At 72.9% G+C, this 24,671-nt stretch carries 26 protein-coding genes; 13 read left to right on the forward strand and 13 right to left on the reverse strand.

The annotated features are described in order from the left end of the window. Positions 1–50: 50 nt before the first annotated feature. The 6 genes from MKK70_RS12215 to MKK70_RS12240 all read right to left on the reverse strand — a co-directional run bounded on the left by MKK70_RS12215 (position 51) and on the right by MKK70_RS12240 (position 5,691). Positions 51–1,424: an alpha/beta hydrolase family esterase gene (locus MKK70_RS12215; RefSeq protein WP_243947987.1), complete on the reverse strand. Its 1,374-nt coding sequence runs from the start codon at positions 1,422–1,424 to the stop codon at positions 51–53. Positions 1,425–1,509: 85 nt separating this feature from the next. After that, positions 1,510–1,944, reverse strand: coding sequence for a CopG family transcriptional regulator (locus MKK70_RS12220; RefSeq protein ID WP_243948033.1), 435 nt, complete (start codon positions 1,942–1,944; stop codon positions 1,510–1,512). 105 nt (positions 1,945–2,049) lie between these two features. Then, entirely contained in the window at positions 2,050–2,778 is a 729-nt protein-coding gene (gene dnaQ, locus MKK70_RS12225; RefSeq protein WP_243947989.1) for a DNA polymerase III subunit epsilon, read from the reverse strand. A 67-nt stretch (positions 2,779–2,845) separates the two neighbouring features. Further along, positions 2,846–3,544, reverse strand: a complete 699-nt coding sequence (locus tag MKK70_RS12230; protein WP_243947992.1) for a Smr/MutS family protein — start codon at positions 3,542–3,544, stop codon at positions 2,846–2,848. Between the two features lie 190 nt (positions 3,545–3,734). After that, entirely contained in the window at positions 3,735–4,943 is a 1,209-nt protein-coding gene (locus MKK70_RS12235) for a murein transglycosylase A (RefSeq protein ID WP_243947993.1), read from the reverse strand. 31 nt (positions 4,944–4,974) lie between these two features. Next, the gene (locus tag MKK70_RS12240; protein WP_147860295.1) at positions 4,975–5,691 is read right to left on the reverse strand and encodes a Tim44/TimA family putative adaptor protein; all 717 of its coding nucleotides are present in this window, start codon (positions 5,689–5,691) and stop codon (positions 4,975–4,977) included. A gap of 465 nt (positions 5,692–6,156) precedes the next feature. On the opposite strand from MKK70_RS12240, the gene secB reads away from it, so the two are divergent. Next, a complete protein-coding gene (gene secB / locus MKK70_RS12245) occupies positions 6,157–6,657 on the forward strand; it encodes a protein-export chaperone SecB (protein ID WP_147729755.1) in 501 nt (166 codons plus the stop codon). Between the two features lie 144 nt (positions 6,658–6,801). Here the strand turns inward: secB and MKK70_RS12250 are convergent, their stop codons facing one another. The 3 genes from MKK70_RS12250 to MKK70_RS12260 all read right to left on the reverse strand — a co-directional run bounded on the left by MKK70_RS12250 (position 6,802) and on the right by MKK70_RS12260 (position 8,497). Then, a complete protein-coding gene (locus tag MKK70_RS12250) occupies positions 6,802–7,128 on the reverse strand; it encodes a helix-turn-helix domain-containing protein (RefSeq protein WP_147844690.1) in 327 nt (108 codons plus the stop codon). Beyond that, on the reverse strand, positions 7,103–7,465 hold the full coding sequence (locus tag MKK70_RS12255; protein ID WP_187275658.1) for a type II toxin-antitoxin system RelE/ParE family toxin: 363 nt from the start codon (positions 7,463–7,465) through the stop codon (positions 7,103–7,105). Before MKK70_RS12255 ends, MKK70_RS12250 begins: the two co-directional genes overlap by 26 nt. Positions 7,466–7,636: 171 nt before the next feature. Beyond that, positions 7,637–8,497, reverse strand: coding sequence for a LysR family transcriptional regulator (locus MKK70_RS12260; RefSeq protein WP_243947995.1), 861 nt, complete (start codon positions 8,495–8,497; stop codon positions 7,637–7,639). Positions 8,498–8,594: 97 nt separating this feature from the next. Here MKK70_RS12260 and MKK70_RS12265 point away from each other — a divergent pair, with 97 nt between their 5' ends. The 9 genes from MKK70_RS12265 to hisG all read left to right on the forward strand — a co-directional run bounded on the left by MKK70_RS12265 (position 8,595) and on the right by hisG (position 18,720). Continuing rightward, the gene (locus MKK70_RS12265; protein ID WP_147727228.1) at positions 8,595–8,984 is read left to right on the forward strand and encodes a tautomerase family protein; all 390 of its coding nucleotides are present in this window, start codon (positions 8,595–8,597) and stop codon (positions 8,982–8,984) included. A gap of 93 nt (positions 8,985–9,077) precedes the next feature. Continuing rightward, positions 9,078–9,947 carry an SDR family oxidoreductase gene (locus MKK70_RS12270; protein WP_243948002.1) on the forward strand — a complete coding sequence of 290 codons (870 nt, stop codon included), beginning with the start codon at positions 9,078–9,080 and terminating at the stop codon, positions 9,945–9,947. A 177-nt stretch (positions 9,948–10,124) separates the two neighbouring features. Next, positions 10,125–10,982, forward strand: a complete 858-nt coding sequence (gene motA / locus MKK70_RS12275; protein WP_147727230.1) for a flagellar motor stator protein MotA — start codon at positions 10,125–10,127, stop codon at positions 10,980–10,982. Positions 10,983–11,016: 34 nt separating this feature from the next. Next, positions 11,017–11,883 carry a flagellar motor protein MotB gene (locus tag MKK70_RS12280; RefSeq protein ID WP_243948004.1) on the forward strand — a complete coding sequence of 289 codons (867 nt, stop codon included), beginning with the start codon at positions 11,017–11,019 and terminating at the stop codon, positions 11,881–11,883. Between the two features lie 177 nt (positions 11,884–12,060). Continuing rightward, entirely contained in the window at positions 12,061–13,305 is a 1,245-nt protein-coding gene (locus MKK70_RS12285; protein WP_147860298.1) for an MFS transporter, read from the forward strand. 186 nt (positions 13,306–13,491) lie between these two features. Continuing rightward, positions 13,492–13,995, forward strand: a complete 504-nt coding sequence (locus tag MKK70_RS12290) for a DUF3429 domain-containing protein (protein WP_243932974.1) — start codon at positions 13,492–13,494, stop codon at positions 13,993–13,995. 385 nt (positions 13,996–14,380) lie between these two features. Continuing rightward, positions 14,381–15,907 carry a histidine--tRNA ligase gene (gene hisS, locus MKK70_RS12295; RefSeq protein WP_147729065.1) on the forward strand — a complete coding sequence of 509 codons (1,527 nt, stop codon included), beginning with the start codon at positions 14,381–14,383 and terminating at the stop codon, positions 15,905–15,907. Between the two features lie 636 nt (positions 15,908–16,543). Then, positions 16,544–17,728, forward strand: a complete 1,185-nt coding sequence (locus MKK70_RS12305) for an ATP phosphoribosyltransferase regulatory subunit (protein WP_243948012.1) — start codon at positions 16,544–16,546, stop codon at positions 17,726–17,728. Positions 17,729–17,736: 8 nt separating this feature from the next. Then, complete coding sequence (hisG, locus tag MKK70_RS12310; RefSeq protein ID WP_409565993.1) at positions 17,737–18,720, forward strand: ATP phosphoribosyltransferase; 984 nt, start codon at positions 17,737–17,739, stop codon at positions 18,718–18,720. A gap of 262 nt (positions 18,721–18,982) precedes the next feature. On the opposite strand, the gene MKK70_RS12315 is transcribed toward hisG, so the two are convergent. Further along, positions 18,983–19,348: a lysozyme inhibitor LprI family protein gene (locus tag MKK70_RS12315; protein WP_243948014.1), complete on the reverse strand. Its 366-nt coding sequence runs from the start codon at positions 19,346–19,348 to the stop codon at positions 18,983–18,985. 440 nt (positions 19,349–19,788) lie between these two features. Here MKK70_RS12315 and MKK70_RS12325 point away from each other — a divergent pair, with 440 nt between their 5' ends. After that, complete coding sequence (locus tag MKK70_RS12325) at positions 19,789–20,076, forward strand: hypothetical protein (protein ID WP_243932815.1); 288 nt, start codon at positions 19,789–19,791, stop codon at positions 20,074–20,076. A 143-nt stretch (positions 20,077–20,219) separates the two neighbouring features. Here the strand turns inward: MKK70_RS12325 and hemJ are convergent, their stop codons facing one another. Continuing rightward, on the reverse strand, positions 20,220–20,666 hold the full coding sequence (gene hemJ, locus MKK70_RS12330; protein ID WP_313899090.1) for a protoporphyrinogen oxidase HemJ: 447 nt from the start codon (positions 20,664–20,666) through the stop codon (positions 20,220–20,222). Positions 20,667–20,955: 289 nt separating this feature from the next. Beyond that, positions 20,956–22,113 carry a uroporphyrinogen decarboxylase gene (locus tag MKK70_RS12335; RefSeq protein ID WP_147728163.1) on the reverse strand — a complete coding sequence of 386 codons (1,158 nt, stop codon included), beginning with the start codon at positions 22,111–22,113 and terminating at the stop codon, positions 20,956–20,958. Between the two features lie 597 nt (positions 22,114–22,710). Between MKK70_RS12335 and MKK70_RS12340 the strand changes: the two genes are divergently transcribed. Continuing rightward, the gene (locus MKK70_RS12340) at positions 22,711–23,541 is read left to right on the forward strand and encodes a pyruvate, water dikinase regulatory protein (RefSeq protein ID WP_147728162.1); all 831 of its coding nucleotides are present in this window, start codon (positions 22,711–22,713) and stop codon (positions 23,539–23,541) included. Positions 23,542–23,550: 9 nt separating this feature from the next. On the opposite strand, the gene MKK70_RS30615 is transcribed toward MKK70_RS12340, so the two are convergent. Next, positions 23,551–23,862 carry an addiction module antidote protein gene (locus MKK70_RS30615; protein ID WP_313899091.1) on the reverse strand — a complete coding sequence of 104 codons (312 nt, stop codon included), beginning with the start codon at positions 23,860–23,862 and terminating at the stop codon, positions 23,551–23,553. Between the two features lie 159 nt (positions 23,863–24,021). Between MKK70_RS30615 and MKK70_RS12350 the strand changes: the two genes are divergently transcribed. After that, positions 24,022–24,666, forward strand: coding sequence for a Maf family protein (locus tag MKK70_RS12350; protein WP_243948018.1), 645 nt, complete (start codon positions 24,022–24,024; stop codon positions 24,664–24,666). The last annotated feature ends 5 nt before the right edge of the window (positions 24,667–24,671 follow it).

Raw genomic sequence — 24,671 nt, forward strand, 5'->3', positions numbered from 1 at the left:
CTCGAGCATTTTCCAGAGAGGTGGATCCCGGCTCGCGTAAAGAAAATGCTCTAGACCCCCTTGGGATGCGCGGCGAAGAAGTCGAGCATCGCGCGCGAGGCGTCGGGCCCGTGCGGATCGGTGAAGCTGCCGGCCCGGTCGCCGCCGGACCAGGCGTGGCCGGCGCCGCGCACCCGCCAATCCTCCAGCATCACCCGGCCCGCCGCGTCGGCGTAGCGGGTGCGGGTGTAGGGATGGCCGTCGCCGTCGAATTGCTCGCGCGAGGGCGTCAGCGCCGCGGCGCCCGCCTGTGCCAGCACCTGGTCGGCGTTGCGGATGCTCACCGTGGTGTCGTCCTCGCCGTGGAAGACGATCGTCGGCACGCGGGTGCCGCCGGGGCCGGCCGCGCCCATCTGCATCGCCATCATCGCCGAGCCGACGTCGCGGGCGCACGACGCGGCGAGGCCGGAATGCACGCCCACCGCCGCGTAGAGATCGGGAAAGGCGCGGGCGATGTTGGCCGCCGCCGCCCCGCCGGCCGAGAGCCCGGCGATGAAGACGCGGTCCGGGTCGATCGCGTGCTCGGCCATCACCGCGCGGGTGAGCCCGGCGATGATCGCGGCCTCGCCGGTCTCGCGGCCCTGGTCGCGCGGCTCGAACCAGTTCCAGCAGCGTTGCGCGTTGGCGCGGCCGGTCTGGACCGGGTAGGCGACGAGCACGCCGTCGCGCTCCGCCAGCCGGTTCATGCCGGTGCCGACGGCGAAGTCGTCCGCGGTCTGGTTGCAGCCGTGCAGCATCACCACGAGCGCGGCCGGATTCTGCGGCCGGCTCGGGACGAACAGGCGATACTCGCGCGCACCCGCCGGCCCGGCGAAGCTTTTGGTGACGAGCGATCCCTCGCCCTCGGCGGGCTCGGCCGAGCGGCCCGGCATCGGCGGCTTGGCGAAGCCGAAGCCGGGCGCCAGCTCTTTCGTGTTGAGGCCCTTGGTATTGAGGCCTTTGGCGCTCAGGCCCTTCAGCACCGGCGCCAGCCCGCGCACGACGCCGTCGACCGCCGCACGCAGCTTCTCCGGGATCGGGCCGGCCGACGCGGTTTCGGCTCGGGGCGAAGCGCTCCTCGGCGCGGCCTCGGGCCTGGGCGCGGCCGCGGGCTTGGGCGCGGCCTCGGGCCTGGGCGCGGCCGCGGGCTTGGGCGCGGCCTCGACCTTCGCCTCGGCCCGGGGCGCCGATCGCGGGGCGTCGTCGATGCGCTCGGCGGTCAGGTCGAGGGTCGGCGGCTCGATCGCCTTCGGCGTGTCCTGCGGCGTGTCCCGCGGCGTCGCGTGACCGCCGAGGCTGCGCTGGATCAGGTCGGTCGCCTCCGCGAGGCGGCCGGCACCGGTCAGCCGGGTCGCCTCCATCATGTCGGCGAAGCGGTCGCGCATCGAGTCGGAATGGTCGGTCATGGGAAGTCCTGGGGATCGCCGTGGGCGGATCGGAATGGGGCAGGAGGCTCGGAGCGGAGGCTCGGAGCAGAGGCGCGGCAGCGCCTCAGCGCAGCCGGTCGGCCAGCGCGGCGCGGACGGCGGGGCTGGCCTGGAGGCTGCCGAGCACGTCGAGGGAGGCGATCGCCGCACGGGCGAGGTCGGGGGTCACGTCGTCGGCGATGGTGGCGAGGCCGAGCACGCGGATGTCCAGCATCCGCCCCTCGGCCCGGGCCGCCTCGAGGCTGGCGCGGTCGATGTGGCGCAGGCCGAGCTCGACGCTGCGCCGCGCCATCGACTGGCGCGTCACGTCGGCATGCCGCTCGATCTGGTTGCGGATCGCGGTGCGGATGAAGTCGCTGCGGTTCGAGAACACCCCTTCGGCCACGAGCAGGTCGACGTGCCCGAGGTCGACATGCCCGAGGTTGATCGTGATCTTCTCGCTCTCGGGCTGCCGCGCCGCCGCCCGCGCGGGCTTCGGCCGTGCCATCACATCCATCATCGCGACCATCCCGTCACCATCCGTGTGGATGGCATATGGGGGCGCCATATTGCATTGCAATATGGGCTTCGTGCGATGCACCAACCCGTGAGGGCGGCTCTGCCGTCAGACGGCGGTGCCCTCGCCGATGTACTCGGCCCAGATCGCGCTGGCGCCGAGGCCGGCGCGGAATGCGGCGTGGCGCTCGCGCTCGGCGTCGGTCAGGCGGGCGCGGGCGGTGCGGACCGTGCGCACGACGCTCTCGGCGCTGCGGTCGACCACCGCGTCGGCGACCGTGGTCGCGCCGAGATCGAACCCGGTCTGCTTGCCGCCGAGCAGCTCGATGTAGACCTCGGCCAGGATCTGCGCGTCGAGCAGGGCCCCGTGCTTGGTGCGGCGGCTGGTGTCGATGCCGTAGCGGCTGCACAGGGCGTCGAGGTTGGCGGGCGCGCCGGGGTGCTTGCGCCGGGCCATCGGCAGGGTGTCGACCACGCTCTCGAGGACGATCGGCGGCGGCGCGTTGGCCCCGAGCCGGGCGTATTCCATGTTGAGGAAGCCGACGTCGAACGGCGCGTTGTGGATCACCAGCCGGGCGTCGCCGCAGAACTCGATCAGCGCGCCGGCGATCTCCGAGAACAGCGGCTTGTCGGACAGGAACGTGTCGGACAGCCCGTGCACCTTGAAGGCGCCCTCCGAGACCGCCCGCTGCGGGTTGCAGTACTTGTGGAACGTCCGGCCCGTGGGGATGTGGTTCAGGAGCTCGACCGCGCCGACCTCGATCAGCCGGTCGCCGGTCTTGGGGTCGATGCCGGTGGTCTCGGTGTCGAGAACGATCTCGCGTACGACGTCGTGCATGATGTCCGGTCCCGAACGCTTCCGCGCGTCGCCTACCCGATTAGCCCGCTCGGGTTAACCCGCGCCTTCAGCGCCGCCGCAGGCGGACGTAGAGCGCGCCGGCGCCGCCGTGGTGGCGGGCGGCCTCCTCGAAGCCGAGCACGATCGGGCGCAGCTCCGCGCCGCGCAGCCAGTGCGGCACCGAGCGGCGCAGCACGCCGCGCTCGGCATAGGCGTCCTCGCCGCCCTTGCCGGTCACGACCAGCACCCGCGCATGCCCGGCGGCGCGCGCCCGCATCAGGAAGCCGACCAAGGCCGCGTGCGCCTCGGCCTGATAGAGCCCGTGCAGGTCGATCCGGCCCTCGATCGCCAGCACGCCGCGGCTGAGCCGCTGGCGCTCGCGCCGCTCCAGCCCGGGCGGGGCGGGGCCCGGGACGAAGGCCGGCCGCACCGGCGTCGGCGGCGGGGCCGGTGTCCCCGCGCCGAGCCGGACCACGCGCCTGGGCTTCTTCGCCGGCGCGACGACGGCGACCGGGCCGGGCACGACGCTCGGCATCGCCGGCACGGGCTCGGGGAGCGGCACCGCCTTCTCGGCGGGGCTTTTGGCCGGCGCAGGTTTCGGCGTCGGCTTCGCCGCGGCCGGCGCCGCGGGCTCTGGGGCGTCGGCAGCCGGCTTGGCCTTCCGCAGCGGCGCGCGGGCGCGCAGCGGCGTGATCAGCTTGGCGATCTCGCCCCAGAGATGGGCATCCTCGCGGGACAGCGCCCGCGGCCGGCGCGGCGGCCTCATGCCGGACGCTCGGATCGCGTGAGGTGAAGCGCGGGTCTCTTCTCCCATGGGAGAGGGAGCCGCGCCGTGACGCCCAGGATCCTTCCGGCTTCCACACTCCGACATGCGGACATTCGTTCGTCCGTTCCGGTTCCAGCGAGTCGCGGAAAGCGATGGCATTGGAGCCATGGCGTCGGAGACCAGAACCCCCTCATGGCGCGGCCGGCTTCGGCAGGAGCACGACGAAGCCGGGCTTGGTGTGCAGGTCTCCGGCCGCGACGCCGGCCGCCGCGCCGGTGCCGACGTAGAGGTCGCCGCGGGCCGGGCCGAGGATGGCCGAGCCGGTATCGGCCGCGACCACGAGGTGCCCGCTGCCGGGCTGGCCGGGCAGCCTGCCCTCCAGCCAGAACGGCAGGCCGTAGCGCCAGAGGGTGCCGTCCACCGCCAGGCTGCGGCCGGGGCTGAGGGGCGCGCCGGCCGCGCCCGGCGGGCCCAGGGCGGGATCGGTGACCGGCTCGGTGCGGAAGAAGATGTAGGACGCGTTCATCCGCATCAGCCGGCGTGCGTGGTCCGGGTGCGCGCGCAGCCAGGCGGTCCAGCGGGCGAGGCTGAGGTCGTTCAGGGCGAGGTGCCCCTCCGCCACCAGCAGCTTGCCGATCGAGGTGTAGGGCCGGCCGTTCTTGCCGTCGTAGAGCACGCGGATCGCCGACCCGTCGGGCAGGCGGACGCGGCCGGAGCCCTGCACCTGCAGCACGAACAGGTCGACGGCGTCGCGCAGCCACAGCAGCGGGCGGGTGCGCCCGGCGATCGCCCCGTCCTCGATCGCGGCCCGGTCGGGATAGGCCTCGAACCCGGCCGCCGCCGCGCGCCCGGCGCGCAACGCCGGATCGAGGCCGGGGCGGGTCTCGCCGGGGGCGAGCGTCACGAGGTCGTCGGGCCGGGCGAGCACGGCGGCGGCGAAGCCGGGGCCGGGCGCCAGCGATCCCTCGAGCTGCGGCTCGAAGTAGCCGGTGAGGAACCCGGTCTTCCGCTCGGGCTCGGTGCCGTCGGCCGGGCGCACGACGCGGTAGGCCGAGAACCGCTCCTGGAAGAACCGCCGCGCCCGCTCGGGCCAGCCGGCCCCGGTGCGATCGAGCGCGGCGGCGGCGGTGCAGGCGGCGGCGAGGTCGGCCGGCGACCCGGCGACGCCGGCGGCCTGCGCCGGATCGGGGCCGGGCGCGGCGCAGGTCCGGCGGAAAGCCTCGAAGGCCGCCGCCGTCTCGTCCGCCTGCCAGCCGGGCAGGGCCGCGATCGCGACCGGCTCCAGCACGGCGTTGCCGACGCGCAGCGGCTCGGCGGCGCTCGCCGCGGCGGCCCCCGAAACGAGAGCGACCGCAGCGCGGAACGCTGCGGTCGGACGGGGCGGGTGTCGGGGCGGCATGGCTCTCGGGACGATGGCTGCGCGGGCGCCCTCAGGCCCCGGCTTCGGTCGCGACCAGCTGCCAGTTCGGGTCGCGGGTGCCCAGGGTGCGGGCGAAGGTCCAGACGTCGGGCACCTCGACCACGGCCTCGGCGCTGCCGTCCACCACGACGCCGTCGGCGTTGCGGGTGGCGGTGATGAGGTTGGAGAGGAACCGCACCGTGACCTGCGCGACGCGGTTCCGCACGTCGACGGCGACGATCTCGGCCTTGTCGATCGAGACGAAGGTGGTCTCCACCGTCTGGCGGTTCTTCTCGCGCTCGGCGATGGCGCGCTCGAACGCGTCGCCGACCTCGCGGGAGAGCAGGGATTTCAGGGTCTTCCGGTCGCCCTTGGCGAAGGCGATCATGATCGCCTCGTAGGCGCCCTTGGCGCCCTCGATGAAGGCGCGCGGCTCGAAGCCGGGCTCGGCCTGGACGATCGCCTCGAGGCCGCGGGCGACGGCCGAGCCGGGCTCGGCGATGCCGCGCCAGTCGCGCGCTTGGGCCTCGGCGGCGCGCTCGGGCTGGACCCGGTCGGCGCCGGGCAGGCGCACGACGTTGTCGCCGTCGCCGCGGCCGGGCTGGGGCTCGGTGCGGCTGCGGTCGACCGGCTTGAACGGGGCGCGCTCGGCGCCGGTCTTCTGCCCGAGGACCGAGCGCAGCCGCCAGATCACGAAGACGGCGAGCGCCAGGAAGATGATCGTCGTCACGTCGAAGCTGTCCTGCATCACCGATCCGATGGTGGCCGCCGTGGAGCGCGGGTCCCGGCCGCAGCCTTGGCCCGTGCGCGCGGCTCCGGGAAATCCGAGAGGGGTCGCACGATGGTCATGTCACGCCGCACGCATCCTCGAGCGGACGCGGCCGGGCTCTCGAGGAAACGCGCCGCGTCCCCCTTTGCATAGGGGGCAATGGGCATATGGGGCAATGCACCGGCCGGTTCCAGGCGACATCGCGGAGGATCGCCCCGGCCGCGTCGTCGCGACACGCGCCGCCGGGACCGGCCGCGGCCCGACGCCGGCACCCGGTCGGCCGGGCGGCGGCGCGGGGTCCGCGCGCCGTCCGGCGCCTCGCTTGTCCGCATCGAACGGGCATGTTAGCGGCCTCGCCTCTGCCCACGACCGCACAGGCATGGCGGTCACCCGTAGCCATCGGCCCGCGGCCGGTGTTCGATCTTTCGAGAAGGATGACCCGCCATGGCCGATTCCCCCGCACCGAACGGCAACGGGCAGGCCGACGAGGCCCCCGCGATCAACGCGCTCGCGCAGTACACCAAGGACCTGTCCTTCGAGAACCCGAACGCGCCGCGCTCGCTCCAGCCCCAGGAGGGCCAGGGCCCGCAGATCAACATCCAGGTCAACGTCAACGCGCAGCAGCTCGCCGAGGCCGACTTCGAGGTCGAGCTGACGCTGGAGGGCGACGCCAAGATCAACGGCGACGTGCTGTTCGCCTTCGACCTGAAGTATGCCGGCGTGTTCCGCATGCGCAACATCCCGCAGGACCAGGTCCACCCAGCGGTGATGATCGAGTGCCCGCGCCTGCTGTTCCCGTTCGCCCGCCAGATCGTGGCCGAGGCCGTGCGCAACGGCGGCTTCCCGCCGCTCTACATCGACCCGATCGACTTCGTCGGCCTCTACCGCCAGAAGGCGATGGAAGCCCAGGGCGCCGGCGAGGCGACCGGCCCCCTCGCCTCCTGAGTTCCGCGGCCTCCCGCGTCTCGACGACAGCCCGGCCGCCCGCGCGGCCGGGCTGTTTCGTTTTCACGGGAAACACCGCATCCGGGCGGCTCGCTGAAAGCGATCCGCCGGCGCGGACAGCCCGGCCGGCACGCCCGGGGCGCGTTACAGGATCGCTTCGATGCCCTTGTGGCTCACCAGCGAGAGCAGCTTGAGCGAGGGACCGCCAGGCTTGGCGTCTCCCCGCTCCCACTTGCTCACCAGCGAGGTCGTCACGTTGAGAGCCTTGGCGAAGATCGCCTGGCTCATGTTGGCCTGTTCGCGGATCCGCCGGATGCTCTCGGGCGGCAGCGGCTCGATGGGCGTGAGGCACGAAACATCGAACCGGCGCAGCGTCGCCTTGTCGATCGCCCCGATGGCGTGAAGGTCGCTCGTGGCCTCGTGGATCGATCGAAGCAGATCGCTCCTATAGGTCCGTTTCGGGCTTCTCATCGGAGAGGTCCTTCCACCCCTGGGTTTCGGCAAGCGTCTCGAATCCGGCGTCGCCGACATCTGCGAGGATCTTCGCGAACGCGCGAAGGGTCGTCAGTTCGGCACCCTTGATGTTGGGTTGGACGTTCTTGGGAAAGATGTGCAGGACGACGCATCGCCGGTCCGTGACCAGGAAAAGGACGGCACGGAAATCGCCCTTTCGGCCGACGTGCTGCTTGTACAGGTGAGCGCCGATCTCGGCGTCCACCAGCCCGAGATTGGCCTTCTCGGCGGCCTTGGCGAGCGTGCCCGCGGCGATCTTGCCCTTGCAGGCCTGCTTCCATGCCGAGCGGGTCACGAAAAGTCTCATGACACCCCCGACATGGACCGAACCTAGATCCGTTCGGCGGCCTCTCAAGACCGGGAACGCAAGCGCTCGGTACCGACGCCCAAAGTATAGGAACGAATCCTACGGTTCAAGCCTCTCCCCGATCCCGGGGCAGCGCCGCCCTCGGTGCCGTGGAGACCCTCACCGCGCCACGCCGCGATAGGCGGCCGCCAGCGTGCGCAGCGCCGCGGCGGCGCGCGGGTCCGGCGCCTGCGCGTGCAGCACGATCCGGGTGAGCGGCAGGGCCGGCAGCCCGAACGCGGCGCCGACGTCCCGCGCGCCGGCGGGCGCGACGCTGGGGGCGAGCGCCGCCACCGCGAGCCCGGCCGTCACCGCGGCGCCGACGGCGAGCACGCCGCCGCCGACGAAGATCTCGCTCCAGGGCAGGCCGGCCGCGTCGAGCGCGCGCAACGCCGCCGCCCGGACGTTGCAGGGGCCGGCGAGCGTCGCCATCGGCAGGGGCGCGCCGGGCTCGAACCGGAAGCCGGGGGCGGCGAACCACGCCAGCCGCTCCTCGGCCAGCACCGTGCCGCCCGCCTCGGCCGGGTCCTCGCTCCGGACGATCGCCGCGTCGACCTCGCCCGCATCGAACAGGCGCATCATGTCGCGCGACGGGGCGATCCGCACCTCGACGACGAGGCCGGACCCGGCGAGCCCGAGCCGGTGCAGCAGCGCCGGCAGGTCCGGGCCGGCGACGTGGTCGCTGATCCCGAGGACGAGCCGGGCGGGCGGCGCGGCGGCGAGGTCGGCCATCGCCCGCGCATGGGCCGCCAGCAGGTCGCGGGCGGCGGGCAGGAAGCGCTCGCCCCGCGCCGAGGCCCGGACGCTGCGCGGGGTGCGGTCGACGAGGCGGCAGCCGAGCCGGTCCTCGAGCCGCTTCAGCCGCAGGCTGATCCCGGCCTGCGAGGTCTCCAGCGCCGCGGCGGCGCGGGTGAAGCTCGCCAGGTCGACGGTGAGCACGAAGGCCTGGACGCTTTCGATGTCGAGCGGGCGGGTCAGCATCACATCGATCCGTTATGGCAGATATAGCGCCCGATATCTTGCCGTTATCATCGCAGACGGCAAGGGTGTCCCTCGACCGGACCCGAGGACCCCCGCCATGCCCCTGACCCGCATCTCCCTGCGCGCCGGCAAGAGCCCGGCCTACCACGCCGCTCTCGTCGCCGGCCTCTACGCGGCGATGCGCGAGGCCTTCGCGGTGCCCGAGAACGACCTGTTCACGGTGATCCACGAGCACGGCTCCTCCGCCTTCGCCTACGATCCCGGCTATCTCGGCATCGCGCGGGACGACGACCTCGTGATGATCCAGATCACCGCCAACGACACCCGCGACACCGCGCAGAAGCGGGCGCTCTACGCGGCGATCGCCCGCAACCTCGGGCGGGATCCGGGCGTGAAGCCGGGCAACGTGCTCGTGAACCTGGTGGAGGTCGCGCGCGAGAACTGGTCGTTCGGCGACGGGCTGATGCAGTACGGCCCGCCGGCGTGACGATCCGGCGCGGCAGGCCGCTTTGAGCCGGTCCGCCTCCCGGCGTGTTCCCGAGGAGGCGCCGCATGCCGCGGCCTCACCGATGGGAACGTCATGTCCGACACCGCCTCCCCGCGCCCCGAGCCGCCCTTCGCGGCCCAGCCGATCCCCTATCCCGGCCGCTCGTCCGAGATGCAGCCGCCGCCCGATCACGGCGAGCACAGCTACGTCGGCTCCGGCCAGCTCACCGGCAAGGTCGCGCTGATCACCGGGGGCGATTCCGGCATCGGCCGGGCGGTGGCGATCGCCTATGCCCGCGAGGGCGCCGACGTGGCGCTCGCCTATCTCGACGAGCACGACGACGCCAAGGACACCGCCGCCTGGATCGAGAAGGCCGGCCGACGCGCGCTGCTCTTGCCGGGCGACGTCTCGGAGGCCGGCCATTGCGCCGCGCTGGTCGAGACGACGATCGCGGAGTTCGGCCGGCTCGACGTGTTCGTCAACAACGCCGCCGTGCAGGTGCTGGCCGACGACCTCGAGGGCATCGCGATCGCCGACTGGGACCGGCAATACGCGGTCAACGTCCACGCGATGTTCTACATCCTCAAGGCCGCCTCGCCGCACCTGAAGCCCGGCGCCTCGATCATCGCCACCTCCTCGGTCAACGCCAAGAACCCGGTCGAGCAGCAGCTCGCCTATTCCTCGACGAAGGCGGCGCTGTGCAACATGGTGGCGAACCTCGCCAAGATCCTGGGCAAGCGCGGCATCCGCGCCAACGCGGTGCTGCCGGGCCCGATCTGGACGCCGCTGATCCCGTCGACGATGTACACCAGCCAGGTCGAGAGCTTCGGCTCGATGACGCCGGCCGGGCGCCCCGGCCAGCCGGCCGAGCTCGCGCCCCCCTACGTGATGCTGGCCTCCGACGCGGCGAGCTACATCAACGGCGCGATGATCGCGGTGACGGGCGGCATGGTCACGATCTGAGGGCGGGTCTCGGCGCGCGGTCCGGGCGCCGTCGCCGGGCGCCCGGACCGCGCGCCGAGGGAGCCGGACGGCATCCGAGCCACGGCCTAAACCCGCCGTTAACCGAGATCGGCAATTTGTCGGATCGCTAGTGGCGTCGCTCGGGCTGTCCCTGCCGCCGCGCAAGGGTGGCAAATCATGCGGCTGATCATCGGCACACTGGTCGTCTTCGCCTGCGTCTTCGGCAGCTACGCGGCGATGGGCGGCCACCTGGAAGTGCTGTGGCAGCCGTTCGAGTTCGTCATCATCCTCGGCGCGGCGATCGGCGCCTTCATCATCGGCAACACCGGGCCGGTGCTCAAGGCCGTGCCCGCCATGCTGGCCACGCTCGTGAAGGGACCGAAATACAATCAGCAAGCCTATGTCGAGCTGCTGGGCATGCAGTATTCGCTCTATCGGCTCGCGAAGCAGAAGGGCCTGATGGCGCTCGAGCCGCACATCGAGGAGCCGAGCGAGTCGGCGCTGTTCAACAGCTTCCCGACCTTCGCGGCGAACCACCACGCGGTCGAGTTCGTCTGCGACTACATGCGCATGGTGACGCTGGGCGCCAACAACGTCCACGAGATCGACGCCCTGATGGACGAGGAGCTGGAGACGCACCACCAGGAGCAGGAGCGGATCATCTCGGCGATGCAGTCGCTCGCCGACGGAACGCCGGCGCTCGGTATCGTCGCCGCCGTGCTCGGCGTGATCAAGACCATGGGGGCGATCAAGGAGCCGCCGGAGGTGCTGGGGCATCTGATCGGCGGCGCGCTCGTCGGCACCTTCTTCGGCGTGTTCGTCGCCTACGGCTTCTTCGGGCCGATGGCGCAGTCGCTCAAGAGCCTCTTCGAGGCCGAATCCAAGTACTACGTCTCGCTCAAGGCGGGCCTCCTCGCCCACATCGCCGGCCAGCCGCCGGTGATGGCGGTCGAGTTCGCCCGCAAGGCCCTGATGAGCGACGTCCGCCCGACCTTCAACGAAGTGGAAGCGGCGACCGCCGCCCTGCCCGCCTAGTTCCGACCCCACCTCGCGCAGGAACTCGACGGCCATGGCCCTCCAGCCGATCATCATCAAGAAGGTCAAGAAGGCCGCGCATGCCCACCACGGCGGGGCCTGGAAGATCGCCTATGCGGACTTCGTCACCGCCATGATGGCGTTCTTCCTGCTGATGTGGCTGATCAGCATGACGACGCAGGAGCAGAAGATCGGCCTGGCGGAATACTTCGCGCCGGCGGCTTCGAGCCCTGCGACCAGCGGCGCCGGCGGCTTGCTGTACGGCACCTCCCTCGACACCTCGGGCAACAAGCCGTCCAAGCCCCGCGAGGCGGCGACGGGCTCCGCCCAGCAGGAGGATGCGGTGCGCGCGAGCAGCCCGGGCAGCGCCAGCGACCTCGAGGCGAGCCGGCGGTCCGCCAGCGTTCCGGCCAACTACAGCGCCATCGCCAGCCTCCGGCAGGCGCTCCAGAAGCTGCCCGAGATCGCCGAATTGTCGCGCAACATCGTGTTCGAGACGACCAAGGAGGGCGTGAACGTCTCCCTCGTGGACGACGACGGCCGCTCGATGTTCCGCGAGGGCTCCGTCGAGCCCTACGAGCGCACCCGCCGCGTGCTGGAGGCGCTCGCGCCCGCCCTGCGCAAGCTGCCCAACCGCCTGTCCATCACCGGCCACACGGCCGCCGCGCGCCCGGGCTCGACGCGGGCCGGCGAGCCCTGGACCCTCACCGCCGGGCGGGCGCTCGCCGTGCGCGAGGTCCTGGCCGGTGCCGGGGTGCCCAACGACAACTTCGCGTCCGTGGTGGGACGCGCCGACACCGAGCCGGTCTTCCCCGACAATCCCTACATCGCGCCGAACCGGCGGGTGACGATCACCCTGCTCAGCGGGAGCCCGCCGGTGCCCCCGAACGTTCTCCGCTGACGACGGGGCGCCCGGCGCCCTCCGAGGCCGCAGCGTCTTCCCGCGCGCCGCTTTCCGCCCCGAGCGGACCGCTTGCGCCGCCTGAGCACCGCGACTCCGCCCGATCCGATCGTACCTTGACCGCGGGACCGGACCGGGCCACGCCCTGCGCCGCTCCCGCGTGCACCCAAGGACGGCATGGCCCCGACCACCCACCTCGCCCTGATCAACGTCTTCATCGGCGACATCCAGGGCGGCTTGGGACCGTTCCTCGGCACGTGGCTGGCCGAGGCCGGATCGTGGAGCCCGGCCCGCGTCGGCCTCGTCACCACCCTGGTCGGGTTCGGCACGCTGCTGCTCTCCGGCCCGTTCGGCGCGCTGGTCGACCGGGTCGGGCGGCCGCGGCTGCTGATCGCCGCGGCCTGCACCGCGATCCTCGCCGGCACGCTGCTGCTGCTGCCGGCCCGCGCCTTCGCCTTCGTGTTCACGGCGCAACTGCTGGCGGCGGCCGGCGGCACGCTGCTGCTGCCGGCGGTGACCGCGCTGACCCTCGGGATCGTCGGCAAGGACCGGTTCCCGGGCCAGCAGGGGCGCAACCAGGCCTTCAACCACGTCGGCATCCTGATCGCCGCCGGCGCCATCACGCTGGGCACCGCCCGGTTCGGGTCGGCGATCGCCTTCTGGGTGCTCGGCCTGATGGCGGTGCTGGCGATCGCCGCCGCGCTGACCACCCCGGCCTCGGCCTGGAGCCAGCGCCGCGCGGTCGGCTGGACGGAGCCCGGTGGGGAAGACGGAGCGGAGGAGGCGCCGCAGCGGGCCGGCATCCGCGCCGTGCTCGGCGACCGCCGGCTGCTGGTGCTCGCCTGCGCGCTGACGCTGTTCAACCTCGGCAGCGGCGGCATGCTCTCGCTGCTCGGCCAGAAGCTCGTCGCCACCGCCGTCAGCGCGACGCACTGGACCGCGATCTACGTGATGGTGGCCCAGCTCACGATGGTGCCGGTGGCGCTGTTTTCCGGCTCGCTCGCCGACCGGCGCGGCCGGCGCAAGCTGCTGCTGGCGGCCTTCGCGGTGCTGCCGGTGCGCGCCGCGCTCTCGGCCTTCGTCGACGACCCGACCTGGCTGATCGCGGCCGAGATCCTCGACGGCGTCGCCTCCGGCATCGTCGGCGTGGCGGTGCCGGTGGTGGTCGCCGACCTGACCTGGGGCTCGGGCCGGACGCAGACGGCGCTCGGCACCGTCAACGCGGTGCAGGGCATCGGCGGCGCGCTCTCGGCCTGGTACGGCGGCCTCGCCTTCGGCCTGCTCGGCTGGACCGGCGCGTTCCTGGCGCTCGGCGCGCCGGCGCTGGCGGCGCTCGCCCTGGTGATCTGGTTCGACGCGACGCCCGAGCCCGGCCGGCGCTCGCGGCGGCGCCAGGCCCGCACCCTGCACCCCGCGACGTGATCCCGGAACTGCGGGATCGCGCGCGGGTTCACGCTCGCGCATCGGGTGGCACGAAACGTGACGCGCCGGGGCGCGACAGGCCCCGTGTCGGCCGGTCGCATCGCCCCGACGCGCGGCCGCCGGCACCTTACCCCCTCCCCTCCTTGCCCGCCCCTTGCCCGAGACAACACGGAAACGGCCCCCCCCATGCGCGACGACGCCACCGGACGCACCCTCACCGCCCACGAATCGCGCGAGACGCCCTGGCTCAGCGTGGTGCTGGGCTACGGGCCGATGCTGCCGCTGGCGGCCGGCGCCGCCGCCGCCTGGTGGATGCGCGGCCAGCCGCTCGACTACCTCGTCGCCCTGATGACGATCCTCTACGGCGCCGCGATCCTGCTGTTCCTGGCGGGCGTCCGCCGCGGCGTCAGCTTCCGCACCGAGGGCGGCCCGACGGTGATGCAGATCGCGACGATGCTCGGGCTGTTCGTGCTCGGGCTCTCCGCCCTCGTCACCGTGGTGATGGGCAAGGCGATCCCGGCGCTCGGCCTCCTGATCGTCGGCTACGCCGCCATCGCCGTGCTCGACCCGATCGCCGCGCGCGCCGGCGAGGCGCCGCTGTTCTTCGCCCGCCTGCGCCCGCTGCAGATGCCGATCGCGGTGATCAGCCTCGCGGCCCTGCTCTGGCTGAAGTGGATCTCGCCGTACTAGGTCGCCGCGTCGACCCACCGGGCGCGTCGCCAACCGTGCATCCCCTCGCCCCGCACGCGGGGAGAGGGCCGTGTCTCCCCCTTGTCGGGGAGCACGGCGAGGCGGCAGCCGACGGTGAGGGGGCTTCGACCGAGGAGCCTCCTCCGATCGCACCCCCTCACCCTCGCTTCGGCTTCGCCGCCGCTGCTCAGCGGCACGACGAGGTGCCGCTGAGCCTCTCCCCGCGTGCGGGGAGAGGGGCTCCCCGCGATCCATCTGCGGGCGTCGTGCCATGCCGTCGGGATCCTGTCGCGCGACGCCGTCGCCAAGCCGCCGGCTTGCCGCTGCCCCCGCCGCCGCGATACAGCCCGGCGACCCCCGAAGCGCGCGATCGAAACGAACCGTCATGTCCAAGGCCGATTCCAACACCGGCGAGAAGCCCGGCCTGAAGGCCCGCCTGCCGCGCGGCTTCGTCGATCGCCGCGCCGCCGAGATCGCGGCGCAGGGGCGGATGCTGGAGACGATCCGGGCGACGTTCGAGCTCTACGGCTTCGAGGCGCTGGAGACCCCGTTCGTCGAGTACACCGAGGCGCTGGGCAAGTTCCTGCCCGACCTCGACCGCCCGAACGAGGGCGTGTTCTCATTCCAGGACGACGACGAGGCCTGGCTCTCGCTCCGCTACGACCTGACCGCGCCGCTCGCCCGCCACGTGGCCGAGAACTTCGACGCGATCCCCAAGCCCTATCGCAGCTTCCGCAACGGGTTCGTCTTCCGCAACGAGAAGCCGGGGCCGGGCCGCTTCCGCCAGTTCATGCAGTTCGACGCCGACATCGTCGGCGCGCCGTCGGTCGCCGCCGATGCCGAGGCCTGCATGCTGATGGCCGACACGCTGGACCGGCTCGGGCTCGCCGGCCGGTACGTGATCAAGGTCAACAACCGGAAGGTGCTGGACGGCGTGCTCGCGACGATCGGGCTCGCCGGCGACGCCCAGGCCGGGCAGCGCCTGACCGTGCTGCGCGCGATGGACAAGTTCGACAAGTTCGGCACCGAGGGCGTGCGCCTGCTGCTCGGCCCCGGCCGCAAGGACGAATCGGGCGACTTCACCAAGGGCGCCGGGCTCGATTCCGGCCAGGCCGACAAGGTGATCGCGCTGCTGCTCGGCGGCGGCTCGGACACGGCGCCCGAGCGCTTCGCCTTCGTCGACGCGCTGCTCTCGGCCTTCGGCGAGAACGAGACCGCGCGGGCCGGCATCGAGGAGCTTCGGACGATCGCCACGCTGGTCGACGCGGCCGGCTACGGCGTCGACCGCATCCGCGTCGACCCCTCCGTGGTGCGCGGGCTCGAATACTACACCGGCCCGGTCTACGAGGCCGAGCTGACCTTCCCCGTCGTCAACGAGGACGGGCAGACCGTGCGCTTCGGCTCGGTCGCCGGCGGCGGGCGCTACGACGGGCTCGTCGGGCGGTTCCGCAGCGAGCCGGTGCCGGCCACCGGCTTCTCCATCGGCGTGTCGCGGCTGTTCTCGGCGCTGCAGCTCACCGGCAGCCCGCTCGTCGAGGCGGCGGCGAAGCCCGGCCCGGTGGTGGTGCTGGTGCTCGACCGCGACGAGATCGCCGCCTACCAGCGGCTCGTCGCCACCCTGCGGCAGGCCGGCATCCGGGCCGAGCTCTACCTCGGCGGGGCCGGGATGAAGGCGCAGATGAAGTATGCCGACCGCCGCGGCAGCCCGGTGGCGATCATCCAGGGCTCGAACGAGCGCGCGGCCGGCGAGGTCCAGGTCAAGGACCTCATCGCCGGCGCCGAGGCCGCCCGCAACATCGCCAGCAACGCCGAGTGGAAGGCCGCCCGGCCGGCGCAGTTCTCCTGCCCGGAGGCCGAGATGGTCGCCCGCGTGCGCGAGGTGCTGGCCCAGCACTTTTCGGACGAGGCCTGAAGGCAAGCGCCAACGGTCAGACTCTCCCTCCCCCGCACCCCAGTCGGGCCTGCCCGACTCGGGCACACGGGATGCGGATCTCGGGCGAGCCCGAGATCCGTCGGGGGAGGGAAGAGCGGCGGCTCCCTCAGCGCGGGCAGCCGGCGGCGCGTTCCCGGCGCTGGATCTCGGCGACCTTGGCGCGGTTTCGCGCCGGGAGCGGCACGTCGGCGATGTCGCGGTAGCGGCCGCCGGCCTTGCCGAAGGCGCGGAGCCCGCGCGGCGTGCGGCAAGCAGCAGCCGGCCTCGGCGTAGACCGCGTTGCGCACGCCCCGGAGCGCGTCGCGAGGGACTTCCGCCCGCGCCGGCGCGGCGAGGAGCGGCCAAGTCTTCAGGGCCAACGTCGCCAGGGCCAAGGTCGCCAGGGCCCAGGTCGCCAGGGCCAAGGTCGCCGGGAGGAAGGCGAGGGGGGCGCGCATCGGAGCCGGTTCCCATCGGGTCGGGGACCCATCAGAGCCGGTGCGCCGGGCGCCGCACGGCCGCCGCGTCCCACAGGTTCGCCCCTGCGTGTTCATTCGCGCCCGTGCGCGGCGGCGGGGCGGTCGCCAAGCCCGGTTCCGGTTGCTACAGAACCGCTCGACGACGACGGGCAGGATCATGACGCGACCGCAGGCAGGAGAGATGGGGGCGGACGGGCTCGCGCAGGCGCGGCTCTCGGCGCATCTCGCGCAGGGCGGCTACCGCTTCGTGACGCCGCCGGTGCTGCAGCCGGTGGAGCCGTTCCTGGAACTGTCCGGCGAGGACATCCGCCGGCGCATCTTCGTGACGCAGGGCTCGGACGGGGCCGAGCTGTGCCTGCGGCCGGAGCTGACGATCCCCGTCTGCCGCCTGCATCGCGCGCAGGCCGAGGGGCAGGCGGCCGATTACAGCTATTGCGGCCCGGTCTTCCGGCTGGCGGCCGACGAGCCCGACGAGTTCCTGCAGGCCGGCATCGAATCGATCGGCCGCACCGACACGCCGGCCGCCGATGCCGAGGTGCTCGGCATCGCGCTGGAAGGCCTCGCCCTGTTCGGGCACGCGGCGCCGGGCGTGCGCCTCGGCGACATGGGGCTCACGGTGGCGCTGCTGGAGGCCCTGAGCGTGCCGCCGGCCGCCAAGCGCCGGACGCTGCGGGCGCTCGCGGCCGGGCGCTCGCTCGACGCGGTCACCAACGCCGCCCAGCCCGAGGACCCGCATGCGGGCCTGCTCGCCGCGATCCAGGGCCAGGACCCGCGCGGCGTCCGCGCCTTCGTCGAGGACGTGCTGGCGATCGCCGGGATCTCGGCGGTGGGCGGGCGCAGCGCCAGCGAGATCGCCGAGCGGTTCCTGGCCAAGGCCGCAGCCCAGGCCAACGGCGGCGCCGGCCTGAACGCCGAGAACCGTGCGCTCGTCGACCGCTACCGCGCGATCGGGGGCGACCCGGACGCCGCCGCCCGCGACCTGCGGGCCCTCGTCCGCGACGCGGGCCTGCGCCACGACGCGCTCGAGGCGGCGCTCGACCTGTTCGAGGAGCGCAACGGCTTCATCGCCGCCCGCGGCCTGGCGCTCGAGGGTTTTCGCTTCTCCGGCGCCTTCGCGCGCAACCTCGACTACTATACCGGCTTCATCTTCGAGGTGACGGCGACGACGGACCGCGCCGGCCCGGTGCTGGTCGGCGGCGGCCGCTACGACGGGCTCCTGACCCATCTCGGCAGCGCGACCGCGCAGCCGGCGGTCGGCTGCACCTTCTGGGTCGACCGCGTCGCGCGCTGGGTCGATCCCGCGGCGGGAGCCGGCCGACCCGTGGCGGGAGCCGCCCGATGAGCGAGACCATGGACATCCCGGACGCCCCCCTGGTGCTGGCCGTGCCCTCCAAGGGCCGGCTGCAGGAGAACGCCGCCGCTTTCTTCGGACGCGCCGGCCTGCGCCTGGCGCAGGGGGCGGGCGCGCGCGACTACCGCGGCAAGCTCGTGGGCGTGGCCGGCGTCGAGGTGCGCTACCTCTCCGCCTCCGAGATCGCGAGCCAGCTCGCCTCGGGCGCGGCCCATCTCGGCATCACCGGCGAGGACCTGATCCGCGAGACGCTGCCCGACGCGCACGGCCAGGTCGAGCTCCTGACGCCGCTCGGCTTCGGCAACGCCACCGTCGTGGTGGCCGTGCCCCAGGCCTGGATCGACGTGCGCGCCATGGCCGACCTCGACGAGGTCGCCGCCGAGATGCGCGCCCGCCACGGACGGCGCCTGCGCATCGCCACGAAGTACGTCAACCTCACCCGCCGCTTCTTCGCGGAGAAGGGGGTGGCCGACTACCGGATCGTGGAGAGCCTGGGCGCCACCGAGGGCGCGCCGGCCGCGGGCTCGGCCGAGATCGTGGTCGACATCACCACCACCGGCGCGACGCTGGCCGCCAACGCCCTGAAGATCCTCGACGACGGGGTGATCCTGCGCTCGGAGGCCAACCTCGTCGCCTCGCTCAACGCGCCCTGGGGCGCCCACCAGCGCGACGCGCTGCGCGCCGTGCTCGGCCGGATCGCCGCCGAGGAGCGGGCGCGGACCACCCGCGAGGTCCGCGCCGCGATGCCGGATTCCGGCGCGATCGACCTCGCCAGCATCAGCGGCCTGCACGAGGCCGAGCTGCCCTACGGCGCCCCGCGCGGGGCCGACGGCGAGATCGTGATGCGCTGTCCCGCGGACGCGGTGTTCGACCTCGCCGACGCCCTGGTCCGGGCCGGCGCCAGGGCCGTCACCGTGCGCCGGATCGACTACGCCTTCGCCGCCGAGAACCCCCTGGCGGAGCGGCTCCTGGCGCGGCTGTAGCGGCTGCAATCTGGCAAGACGCCCCGTGCCGTGCTCGATGTCTTCTCGTGGGCGACACGGTGACAATCTGCCTGCCGTAGCACTGCCGTCCCCCATCGATGGCAGGAGCGCATTGCGGGGTTCCAGCAGGCCCCGCCCCACGGCGTGAGGAGGCTTCGGCCACTTTTCGCATGTCAGAGGGCGGCCCGGATGAGCGGGTACGGCTTGCGCAACTCCCGTCTCATGTCCCGGTCCCGCATCGTTGGGACCACCAACCGGTCGCCTATTGCGGCCCCTGCTTGGCGAATTCCGACTGCACCGCGCGCAGCACCGTCAGGCGCGCGTCGTAGATCGCCTTGAGGCAGGCGGTGTCGGCGGCGCAGGCGCGGCGCTCGGCGAGCCAGGTCTCCTGGTCGTCGCGCAGCTTGGCGCGGCCGCCCATCGGCAGCACCTCCTTCAGGATCTCGAAGCGGGTCGCCATCTCGACGTCGCGGTCGTTCAGGGCGAGCGTGGTGCAGACCGCCCGCTCGTCGGCGGCCTTCGCCGCCTCGCAGTCGAAGCTCGCGGCCCGGGCCGGCCCGGCGGCCAGCAGGAGGGCGAGGACGGGCAGGACAGGCAGGACGAGGCTCGGCTTGATGGCGAAGGTCATGGCGGTCCAACGGGGTGCGGCGGCGATGCGTTCGCCATCGCATGCCGGCAGGGTTAGCCGAATGGAAAGATCGCTTCTTTCGGAGCCGCCGACAGAACGGCCCCCTGCGGTCGCAGCCGCGTCGGGCGGGGGATGGCTCGACCTCCGCCGACGATCTCCGGACCGCGATCGCCCCGCTCTCGCCGCCCCGGTGTTGCCGCCCTCCTCGACCCGCCCCGGAGGCGGACGGCCTCCCGTCGACCGCCGCACCGCCCTCGCCGGCATCGCGTTCGGGCGGCGCTCGGGCCTGCCCTGCACGCTGAGACCGGATTCGGGATCGGCCAGATCATCTCCCCGCCCGGACAGCTTCCAACCAGCGGTAGTTCATGCCGGATTAACACGCTGCGAGGTGTGATCGCGGTGCGACGTGCGGAACAAGCGTCGCTCCTTGAGGTGTTCCCATGAAGATCAAGAGCAAGACTTCCACCATCAAGTCGGTATCTGTCGCGCTCGGCGCGCTCGTCCTCCTGAATACGGGCGCTTGCGCTCAGTACGCGTCGGATCAGGCCGCGCACGCCGCCGACGTCCGCGCCATCCAGGCCCGACGCGATCAGCATGCCGCCAACGTCGCGGCGCTGTACGGGGATTACGCGGCGGCCGATGCCTACGCGCACGCCGCCCATGTTCGCCGCGTTCAGTCCTACCGGGACGCCGGGTACGCGCAGCGGCTCCGGTACTGGGGCTACTGAGGTCCGGATCGATCGTCTGCCGCCAGCCGATCGATGTGCGCGCCGAGCCGGGACGACGGATCGTCCCGACCCGGCGCGCGGACGCGGCCGCACGGCGATCGAAGATGTCTTTCCATCCGGCATCCATCGCGCTCGAACATGCCCTAGAGGCCGGGCTTCACGATCACCAGCACGACGATGACGATCATCAGCAGCGTCGGCACCTCGTTGAGCACCCGGTAGAACTTATGGCCGCGGGTGTTCCGGTCGGCGGCGAAGTCCTTGACCATCCGGGCGAGCCAGCCGTGGATGCCGGTCATCGCCAGCACCAGCAGGAACTTCGCCTGCAGCCACCCGGTGACGTAGGCGCCGCTGGTCCAGGCCAGCGTCAGCCCGAGCACCCAGGTGACGATCATCGCCGGGTTCATGATCGCCTTGAGCAGGCGCCGCTCCATCACCTTGAACGTCGCCGACTGCGCCGCCGCGCCCGGGCCGGGGGGGAGGGCGGCGTGATAGACGAACAGCCGCGGCAGGTAGAGCATCCCGGCCATCCACGCGATCACCGCGACGACGTGGAACGCCTTGATCCAGGGATAGAGGGTGTCGAGCACGGGCGAGGGTTCCGGATGGGATGGTCGGGCAGGGCGCACGTCTCCGACATCGCACGGATAGGGCGCGTTTCCCCTCTCCCCGCACGCGGGGAGAGGCCCACAGGCACCTCGTCGTGCCTGTGGGAAGCGGCGGCGAAGCCGAAGCGGCGGTGAGGGGGCGCGGACGAACGAGGCTCCTCCGTCGAAGCCCCCTCACCGTCGGCTGCCGCCTCGCCGCGACGACGACGAGGTCGTCGCGGCCCTCTCCCCGCAGGCGGGGCGAGGGGATGCGCGGCCTCTCGGGAGCTTTTCAGGAGGACGGCGAGCCGCCCCTCAACCGCGCCAGCATCTGCTCCACGTGGGCCACCGGCGTCTGCGGGGTGATGCCGTGGCCGAGGTTGAAGATGTGCGGCAGGCCGCGGGTGGCCTCGAGCACCGCGTCGACGGCGGCGTCGAGGGCCGCGCCGCCTTCGATGAGCGTGTCGGGGTGGACGTTGCCCTGGGTCACCGTCGTCGCCGGCACCCGGTCGCGCAGGGCCTTGAGGTCGATTGACCAGTCGACGCCGACCGCGTCGGCGCCGGTCTCGGGCACCACCCGGGCATGGCCCTCGAGCCCGGCGCCGCGGCAGAACACGATGATCTTCGCATCCGGCACCTCGGCGCGGATGCCGGCGACCATCCGGGCGATCGGCCCGAACGACCAGCGGCTCAGCGCGTCGCGCTCGGTCTCCTCGGGGAGCGCGCTGTCGGAGACGTCGCCCACCGGCTCGACCAGCGCCGTGCCCGGCGGCAGCGCCGGCGGCAGCGTGCCGGCATGCGACTCGAAGATCTGCACCGCGTCGGCGCCGGCCCGGAGCTGGCGCACGAGGTAGGCGGTCTGCACCGTGACCAGGCGGTCGATCAGCGCGTCGACCAGGCCCGTGTCGGCCTCGGCCAGCGCACGGGCGGGCGCGAGGTCCGGCGTGCCCCGTCCCCCGATCATGTAGCTCGCCACCGTCCAGGGGCCCCCGCAGAAGCCCAGGAGCGTGGTCTCGGGCGGCAGCTCCGCCCGCAGGCGCCGCACCGTCTCGAAGACCGGCGCGAGATGGGCGAAGATCGCCGGGTCGTCGGCCTGGCGCAGGCGCTCGAACGCGGCCCGGCCTTCGAGCGGATCGAGGCGCGGCCCCTCGCCCTCGACGAAGCGGACGTCCTGCCCGAGGGCGTGCGGGATCACGAGGATGTCCGAGAACAGGATCGAGGCCTCGAAGCCGAAGCGCCGGATCGGCTGCAGCGTGACCTCGACGGCGAAGTCCGGGCTGTAGCAGAGGTCCAGGAACGAGCCGGCCTCCGCCCGCGTCGCCCGGTACTCCGGCAGGTAGCGCCCGGCCTGGCGCATCATCCAGGCGGGGGGCGGCGAGACCGCCTCGCCGGCGAGCACCCTGAGGACCTTGCGGTCGGGACCACCCTGCACCGTGCCCTGCGTGGCCATCCTGTCCCCCAATGCCGCCTCCCGTTCCGCCCTGCCGGGCTCAGGTCTCTTTCTCGAAAGGCCCGTTCGTCCGGTCCCCGTCACGGCGCGACGAGGCCGTCCCCAGGCCGGCTCTATCTTAGAGAAGAGAGATTCTAGGACTCTGTTTTTTCTCTTGGAGGCTGAGTCACGGGATCGCAACCGTGTCCACAGGCTCTCCCGGCCGCAACGCCGTTAAGCAGGCTTTAACGGATTGCCGCTAATGTCTGCGATAGGCCAGTCCCGCCAGCGCCTTGCGCGGTGCGACGGAGCCGTGCGCGTGCCTGCGTCCCGGATTCTCCCAGGCGCACGGATTCCGCCATGCCGATGATGACGGCCTGTTGACGCCGGAGTCGATGGATTTCGCGGTCTCCGGCTGGACCGGGCCGGCGGGCCATCCTATCCACACTCATCGACTCCCCTGACGGCCGGCGGTGGATAAGGACGTTTCGTCCCTTTTTCCCGATTCCGAGGAGACCGGATGCTTCGAGCGGCCGCGCGTTCCGACATCGTCTCCTCCGGCCGCCGGATGCGGTCGGCGCCCTGCGGGGACGCGTGCGGGCGGCGAGGGGCACGGATATGAGCCGCAGCTACTTCCACCTCCACCTCGTCTCGGATTCCACCGGCGAGACCCTGATCAACGTCGGCCGCGCGGCCGCCGCGCAGTACGAGGGCGTCTCGGCGATCGAGCACGTCTACCCGCTGGTGCGCTCCGGGCCGCAGCTCGAGCGGGTGATCTCGGAGATCCAGGCGGCGCCGGGCCTCGTGCTCTACACCCTCGTCGGCGGCGATCTCGGCGAGCGGCTGGAGAGCGCGTGCCGGGAATCGAGCTCGCCCTGCCTCTCGGTGCTGCAGCCGGTGCACAACCTGCTGCAATCCTACCTCGGCACCCAGAAGGCGGCGCGGCCGGGGGCGCAGCACACGCTCAACGCGGAGTACTTCAAGCGCATCGACGCGATGAACTTCACCCTGGCCCACGACGACGGCAACCTGCCCGACGACCTCGAGGAGGCCGACGTGATCCTGATCGGGGTCAGCCGCACCTCGAAGACGCCGACGGGGATCTACCTCGCCAACCGCGGGCTCAAGACCACCAACCTGCCGCTCGTGCCCGGCATGCCGCTGCCGCCGGCGCTGGAGCGGGTGCGCAAGGCCCTCGTCGTCGGGCTGATCGCGTCGCCCGAGCGCATCGTCCAGATCCGCCAGAACCGGCTGCTCAGCCTCAAGGCCGACGATTCCTCGATGTACGTCGACAAGGACGCGGTCGCCGACGAGATCACCGCCTCGCGCCGCCTGTTCAGCAAGAACCGCTGGCCGACCATCGACGTCACCCGCCGCTCGATCGAGGAGACCGCCGCCGCGATCCTCGACCTCTACCGCGACCACCGGCTGAAGTTCATCGCGGCGTGAGGCCGGCCCTCAGCCCGCCCTGCTGCCGGCCGGGCGGATGCTGAGCTCCAGGCCCGAGGCCCGGAGCACGCCCATGAAGGTCGCGAGCTGCGGATTCCCGCGGTTCGACAGGGCGCGATAGAGGCTTTCCCGCGATCGGCCGGTCGCCTGGGCGATCCGGGCCATTCCGTGGGCGCGCGCCGCCTTCCGGCAAGGACGCGCGGGCGGCGTATCGCCGGCGTGAGCAGCGATGCAGCTTCGAAGCGACACTTCGTCGGCCCGATGCTGGGCCCGCGGCCCGTCCCGCAACGCACACCCGCCCGCACCCACCCCGTTGACCACCCGCTAACCCGGGTCGCGGTAGACCCGTCTCGGGGCCAGCGTCGCGTATCGGTCCCGCCGGCCTCGTCGCCCGGTTCATCCCGGACGGCGGGGCTTTGCGCGTCGCGCCCGGCGACGATCGGCTTGCGGGCGCGCGCCGATCCGTGACACTCCGGCGGGATGCAGCCTTCCTCCCCCTGGCTCGGGTCCGCGCCGCTCCTCCTCGCCTCGACCAGCCCGACGCGGCGGATGCTGCTGGAGAGCGCCGGCCTGGCCGTCGAGACGACGGCGCCGGGCGTCGACGAGCGCGCGGTCGAGGCGGCCTGCGCCGGCCCGGATCCCGAGACTTCGTCCGGGACCCTTTCGCCCGAGGCCTTGGCGCTGCGGCTCGCCGAGGCCAAGGCGGTGGCGGTCGCCGGGCGGCATCCCGGCCGCGTCGTCGTCGGGGCCGACCAGGTGCTCGCCTGCGACGGCGCGGTGTTCCACAAGCCCGCGGGCCTGGACGCGGCGCGCGCGCAGCTGGCGCGCCTGGCCGGGCGCACCCACCTCCTGCACGCGGCGGTCGCCCTGGCGCAGGACGGCGCGGTCGAAAGCTTCGTCGAGACCGCGCGCCTGACCCTGCGCCCGCTCGATCCCCGGGCGATCGCGACTTATGTGGCGCTGGCGGGCGCGGAGCGCGTGCGGGCGAGCGTCGGCGGCTACCAGCTCGAAGGGCTCGGCATCCACCTGTTCGAGCGGGTCGAGGGCGACCACAGCACCATCCTGGGCCTGCCGCTGCTGCCGCTGCTCGCGCGGCTGCGGGCCAAGGGCCTCCTGGCATTCTAGGGACG

The sequence above is a fragment of the Methylobacterium sp. E-041 genome (genome assembly GCF_022829665.1).
Lineage (GTDB): Bacteria > Pseudomonadota > Alphaproteobacteria > Rhizobiales > Beijerinckiaceae > Methylobacterium.